The sequence below is a fragment of the Leucobacter fengyongliangi genome (genome assembly GCF_050971685.1).
GTDB lineage: Bacteria > Actinomycetota > Actinomycetes > Actinomycetales > Microbacteriaceae > Leucobacter.
In genome coordinates this window covers 19,692-40,500 of record NZ_JBPCEU010000009.1, presented here as the reverse complement: position 1 = coordinate 40,500, position 20,809 = coordinate 19,692, and the positions used below count along the sequence as shown (strand labels likewise).

At 63.5% G+C, this 20,809-nt stretch carries 24 protein-coding genes, 1 tRNA gene and 2 pseudogenes; 1 reads left to right on the top strand and 26 read right to left on the bottom strand.

Features of this window, described 5'->3' with window-relative positions; all coding sequences use genetic code 11:
- Position 1 precedes the first annotated feature (1 nt).
- The 16 genes and pseudogenes from ACR0R4_RS08145 to ACR0R4_RS08070 all read right to left on the bottom strand — a co-directional run bounded on the left by ACR0R4_RS08145 (position 2) and on the right by ACR0R4_RS08070 (position 13,658).
- On the bottom strand, positions 2-349 hold the full coding sequence (locus ACR0R4_RS08145; protein ID WP_433646844.1) for an ArsR/SmtB family transcription factor: 348 nt from the start codon (positions 347-349) through the stop codon (positions 2-4).
- 5 nt (positions 350-354) lie between these two features.
- On the bottom strand, positions 355-1,677 hold the full coding sequence (locus tag ACR0R4_RS08140) for an NAD(P)-binding domain-containing protein (RefSeq protein WP_433646843.1): 1,323 nt from the start codon (positions 1,675-1,677) through the stop codon (positions 355-357).
- Positions 1,678-1,762: 85 nt separating this feature from the next.
- A complete protein-coding gene (locus ACR0R4_RS08135) occupies positions 1,763-3,097 on the bottom strand; it encodes a flavin monoamine oxidase family protein (RefSeq protein ID WP_433646842.1) in 1,335 nt (444 codons plus the stop codon).
- Positions 3,098-3,138: 41 nt separating this feature from the next.
- A complete protein-coding gene (locus tag ACR0R4_RS08130; RefSeq protein WP_433646841.1) occupies positions 3,139-4,074 on the bottom strand; it encodes an ABC transporter substrate-binding protein in 936 nt (311 codons plus the stop codon).
- 25 nt (positions 4,075-4,099) lie between these two features.
- On the bottom strand, positions 4,100-4,807 hold the full coding sequence (locus ACR0R4_RS08125) for an ABC transporter permease (protein ID WP_433646840.1): 708 nt from the start codon (positions 4,805-4,807) through the stop codon (positions 4,100-4,102).
- Entirely contained in the window at positions 4,804-5,505 is a 702-nt protein-coding gene (locus tag ACR0R4_RS08120) for an ABC transporter permease (RefSeq protein ID WP_433646839.1), read from the bottom strand. Before ACR0R4_RS08120 ends, ACR0R4_RS08125 begins: the two co-directional genes overlap by 4 nt.
- A gap of 10 nt (positions 5,506-5,515) precedes the next feature.
- Positions 5,516-6,283: an ABC transporter ATP-binding protein gene (locus ACR0R4_RS08115; protein WP_433646838.1), complete on the bottom strand. Its 768-nt coding sequence runs from the start codon at positions 6,281-6,283 to the stop codon at positions 5,516-5,518.
- A gap of 13 nt (positions 6,284-6,296) precedes the next feature.
- Positions 6,297-8,015: an ABC1 kinase family protein gene (locus ACR0R4_RS08110; RefSeq protein ID WP_433646837.1), complete on the bottom strand. Its 1,719-nt coding sequence runs from the start codon at positions 8,013-8,015 to the stop codon at positions 6,297-6,299.
- A 5-nt stretch (positions 8,016-8,020) separates the two neighbouring features.
- Entirely contained in the window at positions 8,021-8,572 is a 552-nt protein-coding gene (locus ACR0R4_RS08105; RefSeq protein ID WP_433646836.1) for a PadR family transcriptional regulator, read from the bottom strand.
- A gap of 151 nt (positions 8,573-8,723) precedes the next feature.
- Positions 8,724-8,930 (bottom strand): hypothetical protein, encoded by a 207-nt coding sequence (locus ACR0R4_RS08100; RefSeq protein WP_433646835.1) that lies wholly within the window; start codon positions 8,928-8,930, stop codon positions 8,724-8,726.
- 93 nt (positions 8,931-9,023) lie between these two features.
- Entirely contained in the window at positions 9,024-9,398 is a 375-nt protein-coding gene (locus tag ACR0R4_RS08095; protein WP_433646834.1) for a DUF2200 domain-containing protein, read from the bottom strand.
- A gap of 94 nt (positions 9,399-9,492) precedes the next feature.
- On the bottom strand, positions 9,493-9,870 hold the full coding sequence (locus tag ACR0R4_RS08090; protein WP_433646833.1) for a DUF5997 family protein: 378 nt from the start codon (positions 9,868-9,870) through the stop codon (positions 9,493-9,495).
- A 39-nt stretch (positions 9,871-9,909) separates the two neighbouring features.
- Positions 9,910-10,080: a hypothetical protein gene (locus tag ACR0R4_RS08085; RefSeq protein WP_433646832.1), complete on the bottom strand. Its 171-nt coding sequence runs from the start codon at positions 10,078-10,080 to the stop codon at positions 9,910-9,912.
- A gap of 72 nt (positions 10,081-10,152) precedes the next feature.
- Complete coding sequence (locus tag ACR0R4_RS08080) at positions 10,153-11,655, bottom strand: phytoene desaturase family protein (protein ID WP_433646951.1); 1,503 nt, start codon at positions 11,653-11,655, stop codon at positions 10,153-10,155.
- 5 nt (positions 11,656-11,660) lie between these two features.
- The gene (locus ACR0R4_RS08075) at positions 11,661-12,689 is read right to left on the bottom strand and encodes a UbiA family prenyltransferase (protein ID WP_433646830.1); all 1,029 of its coding nucleotides are present in this window, start codon (positions 12,687-12,689) and stop codon (positions 11,661-11,663) included.
- Positions 12,690-12,788: 99 nt separating this feature from the next.
- Positions 12,789-13,658: pseudogene (locus tag ACR0R4_RS08070) on the bottom strand (IS3 family transposase).
- 72 nt (positions 13,659-13,730) lie between these two features.
- Between ACR0R4_RS08070 and ACR0R4_RS08065 the strand changes: the two are divergent.
- Positions 13,731-13,976 (top strand): annotated as a pseudogene (locus ACR0R4_RS08065) (transposase); the annotation flags it as partial.
- Here the strand turns inward: ACR0R4_RS08065 and ACR0R4_RS08060 are convergent.
- From ACR0R4_RS08060 to ACR0R4_RS08015, 10 genes are all read right to left on the bottom strand, one after another.
- The gene (locus ACR0R4_RS08060) at positions 13,969-14,103 is read right to left on the bottom strand and encodes a hypothetical protein (protein ID WP_433646829.1); all 135 of its coding nucleotides are present in this window, start codon (positions 14,101-14,103) and stop codon (positions 13,969-13,971) included. The pseudogene ACR0R4_RS08065 and the gene ACR0R4_RS08060 sit on opposite strands and share 8 nt — an antisense overlap.
- Positions 14,104-14,162: 59 nt before the next feature.
- On the bottom strand, positions 14,163-14,987 hold the full coding sequence (locus ACR0R4_RS08055) for a GSU2403 family nucleotidyltransferase fold protein (RefSeq protein ID WP_433646828.1): 825 nt from the start codon (positions 14,985-14,987) through the stop codon (positions 14,163-14,165).
- The gene (locus ACR0R4_RS08050; protein ID WP_433646827.1) at positions 14,984-16,069 is read right to left on the bottom strand and encodes a hypothetical protein; all 1,086 of its coding nucleotides are present in this window, start codon (positions 16,067-16,069) and stop codon (positions 14,984-14,986) included. Before ACR0R4_RS08050 ends, ACR0R4_RS08055 begins: the two co-directional genes overlap by 4 nt.
- A gap of 189 nt (positions 16,070-16,258) precedes the next feature.
- Positions 16,259-16,909 carry a hypothetical protein gene (locus ACR0R4_RS08045; protein WP_433646826.1) on the bottom strand — a complete coding sequence of 217 codons (651 nt, stop codon included), beginning with the start codon at positions 16,907-16,909 and terminating at the stop codon, positions 16,259-16,261.
- Between the two features lie 21 nt (positions 16,910-16,930).
- A complete protein-coding gene (locus ACR0R4_RS08040) occupies positions 16,931-17,479 on the bottom strand; it encodes a type IV toxin-antitoxin system AbiEi family antitoxin domain-containing protein (protein WP_433646825.1) in 549 nt (182 codons plus the stop codon).
- 89 nt (positions 17,480-17,568) lie between these two features.
- A complete protein-coding gene (locus ACR0R4_RS08035; protein ID WP_433646824.1) occupies positions 17,569-18,738 on the bottom strand; it encodes a tyrosine-type recombinase/integrase in 1,170 nt (389 codons plus the stop codon).
- Between the two features lie 4 nt (positions 18,739-18,742).
- Positions 18,743-18,997, bottom strand: a complete 255-nt coding sequence (locus tag ACR0R4_RS08030) for a helix-turn-helix domain-containing protein (RefSeq protein ID WP_188046753.1) — start codon at positions 18,995-18,997, stop codon at positions 18,743-18,745.
- Positions 18,998-19,176: 179 nt separating this feature from the next.
- Positions 19,177-19,253 (bottom strand) — tRNA-Pro (locus ACR0R4_RS08025).
- A gap of 149 nt (positions 19,254-19,402) precedes the next feature.
- Positions 19,403-19,840: a pyridoxamine 5'-phosphate oxidase family protein gene (locus tag ACR0R4_RS08020; protein ID WP_433646823.1), complete on the bottom strand. Its 438-nt coding sequence runs from the start codon at positions 19,838-19,840 to the stop codon at positions 19,403-19,405.
- A gap of 41 nt (positions 19,841-19,881) precedes the next feature.
- Positions 19,882-20,808, bottom strand: a complete 927-nt coding sequence (locus ACR0R4_RS08015) for a polysaccharide deacetylase family protein (protein WP_433646822.1) — start codon at positions 20,806-20,808, stop codon at positions 19,882-19,884.
- Position 20,809: the final 1 nt, after the last annotated feature.

The following is a 20,809-nucleotide window of genomic DNA, read 5'->3' as shown; positions in this document are numbered from 1 at the left end:
CTCACAGGCTAAGCGCCGCGGCAACCGAGGCGAAGGCCGTGCGGTTAATTGCGTAGTGCGCCCACTTGCCGCGCTGCTCGCGTGTGACGAGTCCCGCCTCAACGAGCAGCTTCATGTGATGCGAAATTGTGCCTTGGGACAGACCGATCGGCTCGGTCAGATCGCAGACGCAGGCCTCACTCGATTCACTGTTGGCAATGAGGGAAATCAGACGAAGACGCGTCGGGTCCCCGAGGGCCTTGAAGACGCGCGCCGTGCGCTCAGCCTCGTCCTGGCTGAGCACCGTAGTCACCGAGGTCACGCAGCACGCGGGAACCTCGGCGGCCACGGGCAACATCGCACTGGTCATGTCGTCTATACCCGGACAGGCATGAGACCGAGCTCAATGGGCTGCGGCGCAGGCGCGCAGCACCCACCACCACCACCGGCAGCCTCGGGCGCGTCGAACACGCCAGCTCCGCCACACACCCCGGTGTCTGGCAGTACGAGCTCGACCCGGGCGGCCGCCTCGCGGTCGCCGGAGAGCTCCGCCGCGACGCTCCGCACCTGCTCAAACCCGGTGAGCGCGAGGAAGGTGGGGGCCCGGCCGTACGACTTCGCGCCCACAATAAAGAACCCCGGTTCGGGGTGTGCGAGATCCGCCGCGCCGGTTGCGCGCACCGAGCCGCACGAGTGCAGGTTCGGGTCCACCTCGGTGGCCACCCGCACGGGGGCCTGCAGGCGCACGTCAAGCTCGAGGCGCACCTCGGAGAGGAATGACAGGTCGGGTCGGAAGCCGGTGAGCACGATCACCTGATCTGCTGGTGCAAGGGATCGGCCGTCTTCTGAGTGCACGACCGCGCGGGCACCTTCGAGCGTGAAGCGCTCGGTGCGAAAGCCGGTGACGAGATCGACGAGGCCAGCCTCGACGGCTTCCTTCGCCTTCTGGCCCAGGGCCCCGCGCTCGGGCAGCTCGTCGGCGGTGCCCCCGCCGAAGGTATTCCCGACCTGCCCGCGACGCAGCACCCAAGTGATGCGGGTGTCGGGGTGCTTCTTCGCGACCTTCACCAACTCGAGGATCGCGGTTGCCGCGGAATGGCCGTTGCCGATGACGACAGCATGGCGACCCGCGCACGCCGGAATCTCGTCGGACGAGGGAATGCGGTAGCTCACGATGCCGGCCGCCTGCGCGGCGCGCTCGCCGAGCGCGGGTAGGCCATCGGCACCCGCGGGGGTCGGTGAACGCCAGGTGCCTGAGGCATCGATGACGGCAGCGGCCTCAACGCGCTCTTCGCCGCCGTCCGACCGCTCGACGTGCACCACGAAGGGTGCCTCGGCCCGGCCCTCGTCTACCGAAAGGTCGCGACCCTTGCGCCCCACTCCCACCACGCGCGCCCCGGTGAGCACGCGGTCGCCGAGCGCCACAGCAAGTGGCGCAAGGTACTCGCTGATCCACTGCGCACCGGTCGGAAAGCCGCGCTCAGGCGACACCCAGCCCGTGGGCTCAAGCAGACGACGCGCCGCCTCGTCGACCAGCTCGGGCCAGGGCGAGAAGAGACGCACGTGCGCCCAGTCTGCGACGGCCGCGGCGGGCGTGTCACCTGATTCAAGCACGAGCGGATCGAGACCGCGCTCGATGAGGTGCGCGGCTGCGGCAAGGCCCTGCGGGCCAGCTCCGATAACGACGGTGGGGAGCATGTGGCGTGTCTCACTTCCATTGATGAACGTCAATACGTACGAGTGTGCACCACGCATTGATGAATGTCAATATGAGATTTCGGGCTCAGGCCCCCGCGGCCTCCCACACCGCGGCGATCGGGATCTCACGACGTAGCACGCGCTCGGCCGCCCGATGCCCCGACATGAATGCCGCGGTGACGGTTGCCGGATCCTCCGACCACGTAGCCTCGCCGGCGAGGTGCAGCACCCCACCAATTGGGTCGGCAAGCCGCTCGTGATCCTCGATGCGCGATCCGACCGTCATGTAGGCATACGAGCCGTGCGCGTACGGGTCGTCTTGCCAGCGGGTCACCACGGCCTCGACCGGATCCACTACCGCGTCACCGAAGAGGTCGCGCAGGCCCAGCATCACCGACCCCACGATGCGCTCGTCGGCCCAATCGCGGGTCTCGCGCGCGCAGGGGCCGGCGGCGAAGGTGAGCAGCGTCGGCACCCCGTGCAGCTCGGTGAGGTCGTACCACGAATGCCACCACTCCCCCGTGACACCCTGCCTGCGCAGCGCGTATACATCTTCGGGCCAGAAGCGGTGCGGAAAGCGCAAGACCACCTTCTCGAAGGCGTTCATTTCGAGGCCGTCGAGCGCCTCCCGGGTCTTCTCGGGAAGGGGCGGTTCAAACTCAAGCTCCCCCGATTTCAGCACCCCCACGGGCGCGGTGACGATCGCCTGGTCGGCTGTGAACTCGCCCCGTGCGGTCGACACGGCAACCCCCGCCGGGTGCCAGTCGACTCGGGTCACGACGTGATCGAGTCGCACGTCGAGCCCTCCGGCCAAGTGGCCCGCCAGCTCGTCGTAGCCGTCGGGAAACACGACCTCGTCGCCGTCAATCGTGTCGTCGTCAAGCCCGTGCGCATCGAGGTCGCCGATCCACGCCCCGTACTGCTCCTCGGTGCGGTGTTGCATGAACTCGCGCACTCGCGCGGTGCGGGCCGCGCCCATGCGCAGCCGATCCAGCGTCTCGTCGACCACCTGGGCGTACGAGGTGCCGCGGGCGGATCGGCCAATCGTCACGGCGAGCTCCGTGTCGAAGGCGTGCACGTCAGCGGCAAACCGGGCGGCCTCCTCGTCGCTCAGCCGGGTGCCGTCGGGGCCGAAGTAGGCGATGGGCCGACCGTCGGGCTGGAAGCTGCCGACCGTGAATTCGCGTGTGCGCATGCCGAAGGCTTGGGCGGCCGCGGCGACCGGTGCCTCGTGGATGCCGTGGATCCACGAGGCACCGCGGTCGACCGGAAACGCACCCGTGCGGTCGGTGTGCACGCGCCCACCGATGCGGTCTCGCGCCTCGAGCACCACGACTCGTTGCCCTGCCCGCGCGAGCAGGCGAGCTGCGGTGAGCCCGGCGATGCCGGCCCCCACGATGACGGTATCAGTGTGTGTCATGTTGCACTCGCTTCCCCGGAGCATCCGAATTCCGTGGCCGATTAATCGAACAGGCCCGACTCGTCGAGCCAGCGTTCGGCGATGACCTGTGCCGAGAGCTTGTCGACTGAGCTCAGCGTGTTGAGTTCGATCAGCATCGCCGTGGTGAGGGCACCCTGCACCGTGTTGATCGCTTCTACCACCGCAGGTTCAGCCTTCACCGACGAAATCAGTGGCACCACGTTCTGGGCAAGAATCATGTTCTCTGGGTCGGCCAACGTCACCAGGTTGTTCTCGGCGATCGATGGAGTGGTCGAATAGATATTCGCCAGTTGCACCTGCCCGTCGAGCAACGCTTTCAGCGTGTTTGGCCCGCCCCCATCGTTGATGGGCACGAGGGCGACCTCAGCGCCGTAGATGTCACGCAGCCCCGGGATTCCGTACGGGCGCTCGGCGAACTCGGGGTTCGCGGCGACCGACAGCGGCACGGGCACGTTCGCAAGATCGGCAAGACTCGTCACCCCGTACTCCTCGCTGAACTCGGCGGTCACGTTGTACGAGTCGGCATCGGCTGCCTCGGCCTGGTCAAGCACCTCGAAGCCCTCGGGTACCGCCGCGACGAGCGCCGAATACACCTCGTCTTTCCCCTGTGCCTCGGCCTCCGCATCAAAGAACTGCAGCAGGTTTCCCGTGTACTCGGGCACCAGGTCAATCGAACCGTCCTCAAGCGCGGCGATGTACACGTCTCGTGCACCGATCGCCGGGGTCACGCTCACCTCAACGCCCGAACGCTCAAGCGCCCCCGCGTAGATGTACGCAATGATCTCAGATTCGGCGAACGCCGCCGAGCCAACGGTGACGCTGCCCGCAGAGCCGGTGTCTTCGCCGCCACTCCCCGCTTCGTTCCCGAGCGGATCACCCGACGCACACCCCGTCAGCGTCAGCGCGACCACGGCGAGCGCCGCCCCTGCCAGCATGAGTTTCTTTCCTGCAGTCATGACGCGTTCCTTTCATCGGAGTTGTTTATGACAGTACTGGGGTTCGAACACTGGTGCCGCGATCGGACGACCGGGCACGCACCCCACGCGGCGTGATCCACCGCTCGATCGCGGCGAACAGCACATCGACGACAAGCGCGAGCGCGATGACGAGCAGCGATCCACCGAGCATCTGTGCGTAGTCGCGCACCGCGAGCCCGTCGATGAGGAATCGACCGAGGCCGCCCAGCGGCAGGAACGCGGCGACGGTCCAGGTGGCAATGACCTGCAAGGCGGCTGCGCGTATACCGCCAACGATCAGCGGGAGCGCGAGCGGCAGCTCGACCTGAAAGATGACTTGCCAACGAGTGAAACCGATCGCTCGAGCGGCACCCGTGGTGGCGGGGTCGATTGCGTCAAGGCCCGAGTACGCGCCCGCGAGGATCGGTGGCACCGCAAGGATCACGAGCGCGATGAGTGGTGGCACGAGGCCGGTGCCGAGCAACAGCGCGAGCAGGGTGACGAGCCCGAGTGTCGGTAGCGCCCGAAGTGCCCCGGTGAACGGCACAACAATTTCGCGCCCGCGACCCGTATGGCCGATCGCCACCCCCACGGGCAGTGCGATCAACGCGGCGATCACGATCGTGAGACCCGAATACCCGGCGTGTTCGATGAGTCGTTGCCAGATGCCGGTCGGCGACGTCCAATTGTCTGGGGTGGCGAGCCAGACAAACGCCTTCTCGAGCGGGTTCATGCGTGTGCTCCGGCGGGTTCGATCGTGGATCGGCCCGCTGCCCGGGTGGCTGGCCGTGCCCGGCGGCCCGCCCGGGTCCACGGCATCAGCAGGCGGCCCAGAAGCACGAGGCACGCGTCGAATATCAGCGCAATGACCACGGTGCCAATCACTCCGACGGCGATCTCTGTTGGAAATGCCCGCTGGTACCCGTTCACAAAGAAGTAGCCGAGCGATTGCACACCGATCAGCGCGCCCACGGTCACCAGGCTCACGGTGCTCACCGAGACCACCCGGATTCCCGCGAGCAGGACTGGGCCGGCGGCGGGCAGCTCGACCCCCCAGAATCGTTGCCAGGCACTAAAACCGATGGCCTGCGACGAGAGACGGAGCTCGTTCGACACCGAGGCCAGCGCATCGGCAGTGGTGCGCACCATCAGCGCGAGCGCGTACAGGGTGAGCGCGACGACCACGTTGATGGGGTCAAGAATGCGCGTGCCGATGAGGGCAGGCATGACGACGAACAGGGGAAGGGATGGGATCGCGTAGAGGATCCCCGCCGCACCGAGGATCGTGCCGCGGCTCCAGCGGCGTCGGTTCGCGACCCACCCGATCGGCAACGAAAGCGCCGTACCGACGATGATCGGCACGATCGCGAGCACCATGTGCTGCCCGGCATACTGCGCGACTTGCACCCAGTTGTCGACCACCCAGTTCATCGCGGCAGGCTCATCTCAGAATGCTTCGCGGTCTGCCCGCGTCGATGAACTCGGCAACAAACGCATCGGCGGGCTCGTGCAGCAGTTGCTCGGGGCTGCCGAATTGCGCGAGTACCCCTCCGGGCTTGAACAGCGCGACGCGATCCCCCAACACGAAGGCCTCGTCAATGTCGTGCGTCACGAACACCACAGTCTTCCCCAGGTCTCGCTGCAGTCGCTGCAATTCTCGCTGCAGATCGGCGCGCACCACCGGGTCGACCGCGCCAAACGGTTCGTCCATCAGCAGAAGGTCGGAATCTGCAGCGAGCGCGCGCGCCACCCCGACCCGCTGCTGTTGCCCCCCAGAGAGTTGAGCGGGATATCGACGTGCAAGCTTCGGATCCAGCCCCACATCGTGCATTAACGCGACTGCACGTTCGCGCGCATCAGCACGCTTCACGCCGCGTAGCACCGGCACGGTCGCGATGTTGTCGATGACGGTTCGGTGCGGCATCAGGCCAGCGTGCTGCATCACGTATCCGATCGAGCGGCGCAGTTCGACCGGTTCCACGCCGGCCACGTCGATGCCGCCGACCAACACGTGCCCCGACGTCGGATCGATCATACGGTTGATCATCCGCAGCACCGTGGTCTTGCCGCAGCCGGAGGAACCCACGAGGCAGGTGATGGTGCCGAGGCCCAATGCCAGGTCGAGCTGATCGACGGCGAGCGTGCCATCGGGAAAGCGTTTCGAAACACCCCGGAACTCGACGGCCAGGGCGGGAGGATTGTGATCCACAGTGCTCAAATTATCACGAACCGTCTCGCGCGCCGCGAGCAAACAGCACATGCAGGAGCGGAAGGGCTGAGAGAGCCATCAGCACGGTGCCGAGCACCGCATCATCTGCACGCAGCACGGAGCCGGCGATCAGGAGGGCTCCGAAGAGCAGCGCCGACACGGCCCTGCGGCCGGTGCGCTCCAGGCGGGCCACCTTGCGTTCCAGGCGGGGGTTGACCACCTCAAGTGATCCCTCCTCGATACGCGTGAGCACCGTATCGAGGCGTTTCGGCAGCCGCCAGGCAACTCCGGCGACCTCGAGAACCTGTTGCGCAGCGTCCATCACGACGTTGCCGCGTTCGTCGCGCAGCAGCTGTGCCGCGTAGGGCTCGACCGAGTCCCACAGGTTGAACTCGGCATCGAGCGCGCTGCACACTCCAGATACGAGTGACATGGCTCGGATCACGAGCAAGAGGTTCTCGGGGAGTTGAAAGGGCAGAGACCGAATCACGTCGCCAAATTGCACGGCAAAATCGCGAAACTCGCGGGGATCCACCTCTCGGAGTTCAGCGAACCCCATCCCCCCGAAGCGGGCGAAGAGCTCGGTCATCGCCCGCTCGAGCTCCCGAGTGTCGGCCGACGGAAGCAGCACACCGACGTTGCGGATCGCCTCCACCAGCCCCTTTCCGTCGCGGGAAGCGGCCGCGAACAGCAGCTTGCGCAGGCCGCTGCGCGTGCTCGCGGGAACCTCGCCCATCATCCCAAAGTCGATGAACGTGAGTTGCCAGAGTGCGCTGTCGGCGTTCGCGGTGCGTGGTGTCACGAAGACGTTGCCGGGGTGCGGATCTGCGTGGAAGAAGCCGTGGGTGAAGAGCTGATCGAACATCACCGAGGCAAATACGTGGGCTACTTCGGCCGGGTCGATGCCGGCCGCGCGCAAGGCTTCCCCATCGGTGATCTTGATCGCGGTCACGTCTTCGAGGGTGAGCACGCGCCGAGTCGAACGCTCCCACACAATTGCTGGCACCCCGACCCGACTGTCACCTGCGAAGTTCGTGGCAAACCGCTCGGCGTTCTGCGCCTCGTGCAGGTAATCGATCTCTTCGAGGCTGGTCACCGCAAATTCCTCGACGAGCGCGGGCATATCGACGCGGCTCGACACGAGTCGCACTCGGCTCAGCCACCCGCCGACCGTGCGCAGCGCGGCCAGGTCGACATCTACGATTTCATCAATCCCGGGCCGCTGCACCTTGATCACGACAGCGTCGAATCCAACGTCCTCGGCATCCGAGGGTGCGAGCGTTGCACGGTGTGCTTGGCCGAGCGAAGCCGCGGCGAGCGGTGCCTCCTCAACCGACCCAAACACCCGTTCGAGCGGCATACCCAGTTCTGCCTCGGCGCGTGCGCGGATCTGGGCAAAATCGACCGGAGGCACCTCGTCTTGCAGCCCCTCAAGTTCGGCCGTGATCTCGGGCGGCAACACGTCGAGCCGCGACGACATGAACTGGCCGACCTTGATCATCAGGCCACCCAGCTCCACCGCGAGCACGTGAAACCGGCGAGCGAAGAGGCGCATGCGCCTGGCCCGGGTGCGCTCCGCGATCTTCACCAGGCCAATCCGGGGCAGGAACAGCTCGTACCACCAGGTGACCGCGAGATTCCATCCCGCGAAGCGGAGGATGCGACGATACCGCGCGCGATATCGTGCAGCGCCGGGCCCCGAGTGCTCGGAGCCCGGTCGAACCGGCGGCACCCGCGTCAGTCCTGGGCGAGGATCGCGTAGAGCCTGCGCCGCGCCTCGTCAATCACTGCAACGGCCTGCTGGATCTGCTCCGGGGTGCCCGTGCGATTGACCTGAGCGGCAGCCTGCGCAAGCTCGACCCCCGCCTTCGGGAGCGCGGCAAACTTAGAGCCGTGACTCTGCCCCTCGGCAGCGGATTCCCACGGAGCTGATCCACTGAGCTCTGCCGCTTCTGCACGACCCGAGTCGGTGAGGGAATAGGTTTTGCGACCGTTGGATTTCTCGGCGCTCACGAGACCCTCATCTGCGAGAAGCTGCAAGGTCGGGTAGACGGAGCCAGCGCTCGGCTTCCACGCGCCCGCCGTGCGTTCCTCGATCTCGCGAATGATCTGGTAGCCGTGCATCGGTTGCTCGGCGAGCAAGGCCAACACCGCGGTGCGCACCTCACCCTTACCGACACGGGTGCCCACGCGCTTCTCAAACACTGTCTTCAGCTGCTCCATGGCCTGCCACATGCTGTCTGTGTTCAGACCCGCGCCGAACCCTCCGGCTGGGAATGATTGACTCATAATGCCCTTCTCGGTGTTGCGTTCCGACGAACCGTGAACGATACTCAACAACATATCACTGAAAGGCTGAACGATATAGGGGAACGGTCGGGCACGTGGACGCGGACGGCGATTGCGGATCCCTCTCGGGAACGTCGACCGACCGCGGTCGTCACTCCCAGATGGTGCCGCGCACCACGCCCATCAGCGTGCGCACGAGCACCAGCGCCCACACGGCGAGCAACACCACAGCCCGAAGCCCCACATGGCGTTGCCCGCCGCGAGCGCCGCCGCGATCAGCGTGTTTCCGCCGGTGCCGAGCCGCGCGCTTGCCTCGGATCGCGAACCGGCGCTCGGGCGCTGCTCGCGGAGGAGTCATACGCACATCCTAAACTCGCGCGGCGGCCGACCCGGGGCCTGCGGACGCGCAGCCTCTTGTGATCCTGGCCACTCGCCAGGCGTCGCGACGAAGCTAGGCTGCGGGTGCGCGCAGGATCTTGTCCATCTTTTTCCCGCGGGCGAGCTCGTCAACGAGTTTGTCGAGATAACGCACCTCGCGCATGAATGGATCTTCGATCTCTTCGATGCGAACCCCGCAGATGACCCCGGTGATCAGAATCCGCGACTGGTTCAGGTTCGGTGCCTCTGCGAAAAATGCCTCGAAGCTCGTGTCGTCTGCAAGTAGACGCGTGAGGTCGGACGCGTCGTAGCCCGTGAGCCAGGTGATAATCTCGTCGACCTCGGCCTTCGTGCGACCCTTGCGCTCCGCCTTCGTGACGTAGAGGGGATAGACGCTCGCCACGCTCATGCGACGCATGCGTGCGATGTTGCTTGCTGCAGTAGCCATGCACCCACCCTCCCAGATTTCGCGCGGTGCCGGTACCTGATCATGGCCGCCGTCGCCAGAGTTCACGACTGCCTGCAACGGTTCGTGGCGATCCCTACTCCGTGGCTGTCTCGCTGGGACTGTCGACGACCCCGATAAAACGGCTCCCGATACCGTTGACTTCCATCCGGCGCATCCCGGCGGCCATGTCTGGCAGCTCGCTGTAAGGATGTTCAAAGCAGGAGAGGTAGGTGAAATCTGGCCACCACTTCTTCGGGCGTGTCATCTCGGAGAATCCACATATGACGCAGTTCAACTCCACCCATACGGGTCGCTTGCCCGTGCGATTGGCGCGCGACTGCACCAGCCAAGCCGGCGGATCGGCCTCGAAGCGCCCGAACTCCTCCTCGGTCATGTGAAGGGGCAGACCGTGGCGTCTCACCATTTCGATCGAAATATCGAGTCGCTGGGCCAGTTCACGTTGGGAGATCACACCCCATTATCGCAAGTGTGCCCCGAGTGTGGTGCCTCGTCACTCAGGATGAATTCTGTGATCCTCGAGGTCGGGCTCCGCTCGCACGGAGTCGGCAATCTCCTCCTCGGGACGCGGCGCGATGGTCTGATCCACCTCTATTTCTGGGACGGAATGTTCCTCCGCCGTGGGAATGTGTTTCTGCGGGAAGCGCTCAGGGGAGAGAGACATGACGATCCCTTCGGTCGGTAATAGCCACAGCGTAAGCGCTGAACCGCTGACCAGCCAAGGAAAGGAGCCGAATTATTGAGCAGCGCTTTCATCATCGTGTTTTCTCTCATCAACTGCAGTGCCGATCTTCTTCAGCAGCCGCCCGACGGAGTTCATTGCACCGCCAAGCACCGCGGGAATGCCTCCTCCAGGATGCACCGACGCACCCACCCTCCATAACCACGGTTTCGAAAGCGAGGAATAGCCAGGACGATGGAACGGCCCCCCCTGCCACAGCGGTCTCGTCGCACCGTACAGAGCCCCGCCTGCGGCTCCAGAGTGAGAGAAGTAGTCAGGGTCGAGAATTTTGTGGGCGACGATGCGATCGGCAAGGCCGCGCTCGAGTCCCATCATGGCGCTGATCCGGGAGAGCTCTCGCTGAACGAACGTTGAATTCAGATCGTAATGCTTGCCGTTCGCGGGTGCGGTGAGCAGGAGAGCCGCAGTGGCTTTGGCGTTCGGGTAGATGTGTCCCGGTTTGTAGTAGTTCACGAACGCCATGGTCTCGTGTGGTTCCTGCGTGGCATCGAGCGAGCGATGCAGCTCACCCGGGTCTCTCGGCATAATCACCGAGTGCGTCACCGTGCCGCTCGGCAGCGGTTCATCGAGCACCGCGAATACGGCAACGCCCGAGCATGAGACTCGTTTCGGTGAGTGCACGCGGTTTCCAGCGAGCTTGTCGATGACCTGAGCGTCAGCCGCGCCGACCACCACGTCTGCGGGATAGCTACCCGAGCGTGTCATCACGCGGTGTTTGGTGATTGCAGTTACGTCAGTATCCGTATGAATGGTCGCTCCGGCTTGCGTTGCGAGCCGCTCAAGGGCCAGCGCCAGTTCGTAGACACCTCCCTGCGGCACGAAGATTCCCTCGCGCGCCATCACCGCGGGCATGGTTGCGTAGAGGGCCAGCGTGCGCTGCGGGGCAATCCCGGCGTTGAGCGTGTGGATCGCGATGACTTCTTTGAGATCGTCGGGCATCCACTCGAGAGCCGACAGATACGAGCTGGTTGAGAGTCTCCGCCCGTATCGCCGTGTGAGCGTCGTCACCGACGACAGAGTTTTTGCGTCGAAGGGATCAGCGGTCAGAAGCTTCACGATTTCGGGGCTGAGTGAGCCGTGTTCGCGGTCGAAGCGTTTCCAGGCACCAGACCACGCATGCCCGGACTGCACCGGCAGATCCACAACTTCATCGCGAAAGAAATACCTGCCCAGTTCAGGGAGCCGTTCGAAGGTGAGGTGAGCGATGTGTTCGGCGGAGAGGCGATCATGATCCGCATCACCCGTTTGGGCACCGAGCTGATCGTAGCGGCGAAATAGCTCCCTGATGACCCCTGGAAAGGTGACGAGAGAAGGGCCCGTATCGATGCGTTGACCCGCAACCTCGATACGACGAGACTTACCCCCTACCCACGAGTTCTTCTCCAGAACCGTAACGCGATGCCCCGCCTGTGCCAGGAGCGCTGCCGCGGAGAGACCGCCGAGTCCCGCGCCCACAATGACGATGCGCTTGGGCGTAGCGTGAGGGCGCTCCCCCATCGCGCTCACGGGGTGATCCAGCCGAAGAAAATAGCGATCATCAACTGCGCGCCCGCAACCGAGCCCACCACGTAGGGATACGCGACTGAGTACTTGTAGACCCGTTTCGCAGTTTCCGGGGTGTCATCGCGGTTGATCAACCAGACTAGCCAGGCGGCGTATGCGATGTTGGCTACCGCAAGAGGAATGTTAATGAACGCGAAGAACACGCTCGAGACGAGCCACCAAAACGAGACGTAGACGAGCGATTTCTTCGCGCCCAGGAAGACCGCCGTGGTGGTGATATTCACAAAGCTGTCTTCCTCGATGTCTTGTATGGCGTCGTAGGTGTGTTTCGCAAGACTCCACGCCATCAGCCCAAACAGCGCCAACCAGACGGGTTCATACCCGAGCGCGAGTGGCACAAACGCGAGCGGAAATGCGTAGTCGGCGTTGCTGATTGAATCGAGAAACGGCCGGCCTTTGAAACGCGCAGGGGGCGCAGAATAGAAGAGGAAGAAAAGAGTGTAGGCCCAGATCCATAGGTTCGCTTCGAGCGAGTAGTTCAGGCCGAAGAAGATCAGGAACGGGATGTTGGTCACCGCCACACCCCAGGCGATCCAGGGAACCTCACGCGGAGCAATTTTTGCACCACCAAATCCGCCCTTGCGGATGTTGATGTTGTCGGTCTCCTGATCAAAGATGTCGTTGATGCCGTAGATCAGCAAGTTGAATGGCAGCGTGACCCAGAGCAGCAACCAAATGGCATCCCACCGCCACAGTTCGCCAGTCAACCACACTGCGATCATCGTGGTTCCGATGGTGTTGATCCACAGCACAGGTCGGGATATCACTACCAGTCGCTTGAGCACAGTCATAACCCTAGACGCTGCCCACTCGTCTGAAGCGCGCAGGGTCTTCTCCATCTTCTTGCCGCGGGCGAGCTCGTCGATCAGCTTGCGGTGTGGATCAGCGGACTGGCTACGCAACGGCAGGGCTGGGCTGGGCTGGGCTGGGCTGGGCTGGCAGAGGGTGACATGCCCGGCCGTATCCACCTGTTTCGGTCGGTAACCCCCTTTTGGAGGTCCCCCTCCCTTTCTAGCCGCAGCATTCCTCGGTCACGAGCGAGGCCAACTTCGCCCCCGGAGTGTCCGTTAATCACTCACTGCCAGCTGCGGGTACCCGCGCTGCATGACGGCGTTCTGCAGCGCACGAACCGCGAGTGACGCCTTCATTCGCGTATCGATCGCGTACCCCACGATCCGGTTCGAACACACGTCCTTGAACGCGCACATATACAGGCGACCTTCACCGGTCCAATGCTCGGTGATGTCCACGAGCCACTTCTCGTCAAGCCCACTCGCAGTGAAATCACGCTGCACCAGATCATCACCCACCGGCGCCCCAGCCCGCCGGTAACGGCGCTTGCGCTTCGTAATGACCGACTGGATGCCAGCAACCTTGCACAGACGCCATACCCGACGTTCCGAGACCTCGTACCCCAGATCTTGGAGGTCATCGGCGAGGACCCGGTACCCTCCCTCGGGGTCATCGATATGCAGCTTTCGCAGCACCCCGATTAGGTGTTGCTCTTCGGCTTCACGAGCTGACACTGGGCGTTTTAGCCACTGGTAGTACGCCTGCTCACTGAACCCGAGCACCCGGCACGCCACCGCGACCGGCACCCTGACACGGGCACCGGTCGCGGCCATCTCACGATTAGTGCGGGTAAATCATTTTGGGGGTGTGATGTGCACCTGCGACAGGTACGCTGCCGCACGCCTGAGCACCTCGTTCTCCATCTCGAGCTCCCGGATACGCTTCAACGCAGCCCGTATTTCACGTTGCTCATCAGGGTCCTTCGATGGGGTCATCCCAAAGGTCTTGAACCTGGAATCCTGCACCCACGCGCCGAGCGCTGACTTCGAGATCCCGAGGTCCTTACACACGGTTTTCTGCGCGATACCGGACTCCACGAGCGCGACAGCGTCACGCTTGAATTCCTCGCTGTACTTGATCGGCATGATCATCATCCTTCCAGCACAGCCCCGAAAAGCTATGCAGTCTTGGACTCAACAAAACCGACAGCAGACCCTTGGCTGGTTCTTGCCGTGATCGCGTTCAACCTCACACGTGCTGCCGGCGTGATCGCCGACCGCACGGGACGCCTCGCGAAAGCGACGACCGCGACGATCCGCCGCACTCTCATCTCAGTGCCTGCACGGTTAGCGTGCTCTGCGCGTCGGATCACACTGCACTTGCCGGAGGCCTGGCCATGGCAGGCAGCGTTCGTAAGCATCTTCACCGCGACACATGCGCCGCCACCAGTCCCCATCAGCTGACCATCGCCGCGACCGCGGCACGACCGAGGAGAAAGTGGACGACCGGGATGCGACGCCCGGGGTTCACCCCTGCCCCTGACACGTCACCGCGCGCCGAGCATTCAAGCTTGCCCCGCCCAAGACTCATCGGTGAATCCGGGCTAAGCCGAATATGAAGCGGGCATATGACGATGCATGGGATGGATCCTATTCGGCACTTCCTGCATCGAGACTGGTTATCAGGTCTTGGGCGAGAATGCTTACCGCGAGTGCGACTTGGGCTGGGTCTCCAATGAACTCTTCGGCTTGCCCCGCGAACCGTGACCCCGGCGCGTCGTCACCTGCAGCGAAGAGGTCGCGAAGCGAATCGATAGCAGCTTTCGTGACGGACGCCGCGATCGGGTCGCTGGCAAGCACCTTTAGCGAGGCGACCAGCACGTGTGTGTCGATGGCTCGGAGGAGTCGATAGATGTCGTGCGCGTCCTTTGCGTCCCATCGCTTTGGGCTGTTGATGCGCTCAGCTACCTTGTGCGTCTTTGCGACTAGCAACGCGGCTGGACCGGCAACTCTGATCGTGAACGATCGCGCATCAGCCGGATCGAGTGCTGAGATCAGCATCGGTGCATTGTCTTTGAGCACGGCTTCAAGGCCCACTGCTCGACGCATGGCCTGCTTTCCATGGGGTGGCAGTTCGGCTGATCGTCGACCTGCGCCTGCAACGGCGTCGGGAACGAGCAGATCTACTGGTACGCCGTCGCGCGACCGCCAGGTTCCAAGTGCTGATGGATCAGGATCGGGGCTGAATCCTGCCGTGGTCATCGCTGCCTCGATCAGCGGGTGATCAGTGAGAAGTTCGGGATCGATAGCGAGGTCGGCGTCGGTCGTGAACTCGGCAAGTGCGACTTCGGCGCTTCCGGTGTGCAGGTAGATCGCCTGTGCGCCAACAAGGATGACAGCCTCTTTATGTGAGCCGAGCGCGTCTAATGCATCTAGCAAGGCGTGCCACGCCTTTACGACCTCTGGGTCGGTCATTTGCGCCACTCGCTCTCGTTCGCCGACATCCACGCAAGCAGTTCCTGCGCTTCTGAAGGGTTACGGCCCGGCCCGTTCCACAGATCGACCGCAACCTGTGCCGGGGCCGCGATGGCGAATCCTCGCTGGGACTCGGCTACCCGGTCGAACGCGACATCATTGGGCTTACGCGGCTCCACCAGAATGACGTTCGGAGACGACTCGCTCGAGCGAAGGTTCCATTCTTTGGAGGCCTCCTCGACAGAGTCGACGTACACGTAGATGACGCGAGCTGGTGCGTAAGGAGCCCATTCGGCGGCGGCAGCAGAACTTGTTACGGCATAGCGCATGCTCTTTGTTTCGCGCAGCTTCCCCAGGAACGCTTCGGTTCCTCGCGGTTCAATGCACTTAACAGTACGGTTCGTGGACAAGAATGCGGCATCTTCTGCCCAGGCTTCGAGCAAGCGTCGCCAGTCAGGCACTCGCACTGTGCCGTCGTCGTCGCGCTCCGCAAGTCCCTCTTGCTGCAAGTATTCGAGCACCCGGTAAGTAGCGCCGGTCGACGCGCTTGAGGTGTCGATAAGGTCGCGTATGCGCCACTTGCGATCGAAGTCCAGGAGAGCGCGCGCAACCCGCGCAGCGGGGTCACCACGCAACGTGCCCCGTGGGCGACCCGTGCCCCGCCATGGGTCGCGATCCTCGCCACGATCAGCAAGGAAGATCGCCGGTTGCCCGGCAGTTATGAGTAGATTCCCAGTCGCATCGACATACCCAATGCCCTTTTCGGTCAGGTCGGCGCGCACTTGCGTTGTGAGGTACTTTGCGACCAAGACGGGCCTGCCGTCGATGCCCGCCAAGCTTTCTAGCCTGTCGGCAATAACGCCGACATCTCGGCGTTCGACCATTCGCTTTGCTTCTAGAACCAGTCGCGTGTTCGCACCGTCAGGCGCGACGATTGCAAGCGCTGCATCGGCTCGAAGATCGTTCGCGCCGACCACGTCATACTGTTCCTCAAGTAACCACCCGGTGGGCAAGCGCTTGGAGATAGCTTCGATGGCGCGTCGTAGGATTTCGCGCTCTGATTTAGGCTCGTCACGGTTCATACTTCACCTCGTTCTGATAACTATGACGTTCCAACGTCAGCGGAATCACGCCATTTTCAGAACATCGTATCATAGCGTTCTGAAAACTAATAGATTCCGCTGCTTGCGGAGACGAGGGGTTTCACGAACGCAAGAATGCTGCACAGCACTCAGCCGACCCGGACTGCGGCCGAGTGCTGACATGATGCCCTATCGCCCCGCCCCGACCTCGGCGATGAGCATGCGAAACTCCCCGTTTCGCTGCGCATCGACCCGCGAGTACGCCGCCCACTCGAGCGTGTAGCTGCCGCCTAACACGAGTGCCGATTCTCGACCGCGAACAGTACCAGCCGCGGCGTGCGCACCCCATGCAAGGTTCCCGGTGACGGTACGGCCGTGATGCAGCCGGAAGGCTTCGTCGATGGGGCCGATCTTCCTGGTCTCGCTCCACATCCCACGGTCGTTGGTGATAGTGACGGACATACCACCTGCGACGACACCAGCTTCGATGAGCGTTTCGACTCGCATGACATCCTTGAGGATGTCATAGCGACGCAGATCCTGGGCCGACTGCGACCTCAGCATGAACTCTTCGTCACCGACGCTCACCTCAAGCCTTGCGGTGATGTATTTGAGTTCGAGCGCGTACTGCACATCGCCGCGGCGTAGAAGGATGTCGAGGTTGATCGGTCGTGCTCCAGGCACCCGCACCGGCCGCTCTAACCGCAGTTCCACGCCCCGGTCAAGCCGCGCGATCTGCACTGCGAGCTCATGCTGGAAGTCAGCTTCTGAGTGGAACACCGGCCTCCGTGCAACCAGCTCCGCCAGCGCGGTGCGGATCAGTGCGCCGAAGCCCACCACAGCGTTACAACCCCCCGCCGGTCACGTGATTACCTCCAAGGTTTGCAGGAGCGGGGCTTTAGCTCGAGGGAGTTGTGTGGCGAATGCCATCAGCTCGGCGGGCTTGCCGCCGCGGCGGAGCCATTCTTTGGTTGCGTCGCGAACTACTTCGTACCCGACAGTCGATCGAAGGCGGAAGCAGTCGACAATCGTGCGCTCTGCACTGTACAAACCGATGTGCTGCGAGCTGCCCGGAATCAAGATCTCGTCTCGCCCAAGCTTGAACGTCGCCGCATCGAAGCGATGCCAGCAAATTGCACTCTCGGTCATTGGTGTACGCATTCCGCGTGGTATTGCGACGTCCAGGGCGTCTGGAATCGCATCGGTGAGGTCGTAGCGAGCGAGAGCAGAAAGTAGACAAATTGTCGCTTCCGGTCGTCGGGTTGCGGCTTCAAGCTGATCCCAATCGATCGCGGGTGCGTCTGCGGGCAAGTAGATGCCTCGGCCGATGCGGTCCCACCGCCCCTCAGCATGCCCCCGGTACAAGGCACTTCGCTTCTCGGCGGCAGCCTTTGGCCTTAGAGCTTTCACGTAATCACCTCCTGATACGTTTCGTACACAGCTAATGTTATCTGAGTACGTTTCGTTTCGCGAGGTAAATCTTCCACCCAAAATACTGATCATGATCCGAACGCCTTTTCCAGCAGGCCCGCAGTCGTGGGGTCGACGGTCTCGTTGCGGCGGATGTAGTGCTTGATCGTGATTGCCGGGTCGGTATGCCCAAGCAGCTGAGATGCCAATTCGACACCCGCGCTTTCGTTGATCGTGGTCGCGACAGTGCGGCGGAACTTGTGCGGAGTCACGCCCTCAATCTCTGCCAGGTTCATGACATGGCGGAGTTGGCGGCGCACATTGTTCGTCGTCAGCGGAGTGCCTCCGCGCGAGCAGAATAGCAGTGCGTCGGGGTCGATCGTGTCGAGTTGCTTCAATCGAAACTGCACGGCCGTCGCGGCAAACCCAGGAAGTTGAATCGTGCGTCGCGATCGCGCGGTCTTCGGGTGATCCTGTCGCGTCGTCGGTTCGCCTTTCGGGCTGATGATCGTTCCAGTGATTCGTACGGACGGCACGCTCAGATCAATATCCCGTCGGCGGATCGCGAGCACCTCGCCGATGCGCGCGGACGTGCCGAGCATGACCTCGATGATTGCACCGAGTTGCCCGTCGGGCTTCGGCCCCGAGACGTCGCGTCCGGCTTCCCAATACGCAATCGCCGCACGGATTGCGGTGATTTCCTCGGGCGTGAAGGCGTCGGGAATCCGTACGTCGCGATGCAACCGCGCAACGTGATCGACGGGGTTGCGCAGCAGCACCTCGTGTCGCACCGCCAACGCGAGCGCGAGTCGCAGCACAACGCGCGCATGCTTCGCCTTCGAGCACGAATCCTTCGCGAGCCGCTTCAAGAACTGGTCACACCGGGCCACTCCGATTTCGCGCAACGTCAGATCCTTGAATGCGGGCAGTACGAGCGTGCGCATATCGCGTTCATACAGTTGCCGGGTGGCCGTTGCGAGCCGATCCTCCAACTCGATATCTTCGAGCCAGTACGCGACCAGATCAGGGAACGGGCTGTCAGACGTGAGCAAGCCTGCACTCGGTGCAATCAGATTGCGGTCGACGCACTTGGCCTTGAGCGCGTGCGTTGCAGCGGCTGCAGTGTCGCCGCTCGCCTGCACGAGGCGGGTGGCACCATCCCAGTCCCGGTAGCGGGCGCGAGCTTCGATGCGCCCGCTCGGGCGACGACGGGTCGTGATCTCGCCGTAGGTGCCGATCGTCAGGCGCGGGCGGCTCACAGCGTCACCGTCGAGGCAATTGAGGCGGCAAAGACTGTGAAGACGGCGCGGGGTCGCGCTGCGCTTCGATCCACTCGGTCACGTCCGTGACGGCGAACTTGAGGTGTTTGCCGAAGCGGTACGCACGCGGACCGATGCCCCGCGAGCGCCAGTCGTAAATGGTCGAGACAGGCACGCCGAGATAGGCCGACAGCTCGCGGATATCGAGCAGAGGCGGCAAGTCGGGCAGAGGTAGCGGAAGCGAAGTTGAGCTGGTCATGCAGACCAGGTGCGCCACACGCCCCGAAGCAATCGAAACCACCCGCAAGCGACCTTTGCGAACCGAGCAAAGCACTGGTCAGAAGGTGTTTCAGTAGGGGTTTTAGATGGGTATTAGATGGCCGGATCAAATCTCACCAACGAAAAAATCGCGGAAACCCGTGAGTTTCCGCGATTTTTTGGTCGGGCTGACAGGATTTGAACCTGCGACCCCTTGACCCCCAGTCAAGTGCGCTACCAAGCTGCGCCACAGCCCGTTGTTCTGGTCACAAGAACCAGGCAACCCCTCTATCTTAGCCACAATTCGCGCGGCCTCAGACCACGCATCAGAGCGGCCAACACGAGCCCGCAGAGTCACAGCGGATCCGCACCCGAACTCGACACACAGTGCGACCCGCGAACCGGCTCAGTAGTCTTGCACCCCGTGACGATCCGGCTCGGGCCCGACCTGAAAGTGGCGACCGCTGAGCGAGTCCGCCTCGATACGCACGAAGTTACGCTTGATTGTCGGCACGTAAGGTTTCAGCGGTAGCGCCTCGGCAGCGATGATCTCTGCCTCGGTCTCGAGCCTGTGCGCCTTCCCGCGCAACACCACACTCCAGGCCTCAGCATCGGTGTGGTCATCGGCCTCGAAGAGCACCTCGCCCGATATGACCATTTCGACGAGCTTGTTACCCTCGGCCGTGCGGAGCACGATCGACTCACCGTCGACTACGTAGTTCACGGGAAAAATGTCAAACACTTCCCCCACATGCGTGACGATTCGCCCGACCTCCTGAGTCGCGAGCAGCCGCCAGCACTCTGCAGTGTCGAGCACCTTCACCGGGTTCGTATTCTCATCCATACTTCATTCTCCCACTGCACCAGAAAATGCACAGAGAATTCTCACAACAGCCCGAAATCGAGCCCCCGCGCACGCACCACATCGACCGCAGCGCGCACCCCGTCGGCTGTCCCCGAACCGGGCTGGTTCATGTGGGCGATGATGATCGCCCCGGGTCCGGCGGCTCCCACCTCGCTGGCCACCGTCGCTGCGGGAAACGTCGCCCCCGCGTCTCCGTTCACAGAGAAGCCCAGCACCCGCTCCCCCATAGCCTCCGCGATGCGCAGACCAACATCATCCAGGTGGGCGGTGCCGGGCCGAAACCAGCGCGGCACCCGCCCCATGAGCTCGGTCAGCGCGACGTGATTCTGCCAAACTTCATGCGCAGCCTCACGTACCGTCGCGGTTCCCGAGATGCCATATGCCGACCTGCCAGTCACACTGAGCGGCAGATGATCGCTGCCGTGGTTGGCAAGCTCAAACAGTGGATCGGCGGCGAGACTCGCCGCCAGCCCCGCGTGTGCCTCGATCCACCGCAGATTCAAGAACAGTGTGGCGGGCACCGATGCCTCGCGTAAGCCTGCGATGAGCCGCTCGTCGACGCCAGACCCGTGCGGCCCACCGCACGCGTCCAGCGTCAGGAACACTCGCTCAGGTTGCGCGGAACCCGCTTCGATTCCGGTGCGTACCACTCCCGGAATGTCGATGCCCCAGTGCTGGGGCACCTGGCCCTCGTGGGCGGCAATAATCGCCTCCAGATCCGGAGGTGCAGGAGGACTGGGCGCTGTAGTGGCCGGTTTCTCGGCGAGCGGATCAGCCGAGGTCTCGGGCGAGAGCGATGCCGGAGGCGTAGGCGATGTCACGGAGCGAGGGCGAGAACCATTAACCTCCGGCGCGCATCCGAAGGCCAGGGTGGCGACACCGCCAACTGCAGAAATCAAAAACGCGCGTCTCGGCCACGCGCCGCCCCCCGACACCCTGTGCTGCATG